This is a genomic window from Corynebacterium sp. S5S1 (genome assembly GCF_001913985.1).
GTDB classification, from domain to species: domain Bacteria; phylum Actinomycetota; class Actinomycetes; order Mycobacteriales; family Mycobacteriaceae; genus Corynebacterium; species Corynebacterium marquesiae.
In genome coordinates this window covers 2,229-2,917 of record NZ_MKXT01000077.1, presented here as the reverse complement: position 1 = coordinate 2,917, position 689 = coordinate 2,229, and the positions used below count along the sequence as shown (strand labels likewise).

Here is a 689-nt window from a genome sequence, read left to right as displayed (position 1 = left end):
GCTCAAATGTTCAGGACGCTTCCGTTTCGCGTTATCACGGATCGCAAAAGCAACATCGTTCAAGGAACGCTCCACGGATTTATCCGCGGCAATCCGGGTATCGTCTTTCAACGCAATGTCGAGGCCATCTTTGGTGCGTTTGCCCAAGATATCGACATGGCCGCGATTGAGCATGATCTTGTTTTCACACACTGCGTGCCCAGCGTGCTCACCACTGCCCTGCTGCTCGTTGTTCTTCGGCGGTTTCTGCTGTTGCGCACCAGGTTTTTCCGCACCCGAGTTATCGGTACCGCCATCGCCGTGTCCTGATCTTTGCAGCTCTGGTTTCACAGAGCCATCAATCTCACCCAAACGGAAGGTCGCCTCGGTGCTGGTTCCGGCATTGAATTTGTCTGTGACAATTCCGGACGCAGCCTTACGGCCAAATCCAGCATGCGGAATGACATCAACTTTCAGAATCGCGTTTTCCGGCAAGTGCCCGTCTTCAAACCGAAGTGTGCCTTTGCCGTCCTTAAAGGTACCCGCCAAGTCTCGGTCTGAGGCGCCTTTTTCCAACCATTCTTCATTTTCATAGATGCCACCCGTAATCAGCCCCTGCAGCTGCGGATCTTTCGCCTCGACGACGATTTCTCCGACCCCATTGGCACCGGGGACGTATTTCACGGTGACCTCATCGTTCGTGATCGCAG

At 54.1% G+C, this 689-nt stretch carries 1 protein-coding gene; it reads right to left on the bottom strand.

Annotated features, from left to right (window positions below; translation table 11 throughout):
* Positions 1–689: hypothetical protein (locus BKN05_RS12090; RefSeq protein WP_502686343.1), on the bottom strand; the 689-nt coding region annotated here is incomplete at both ends.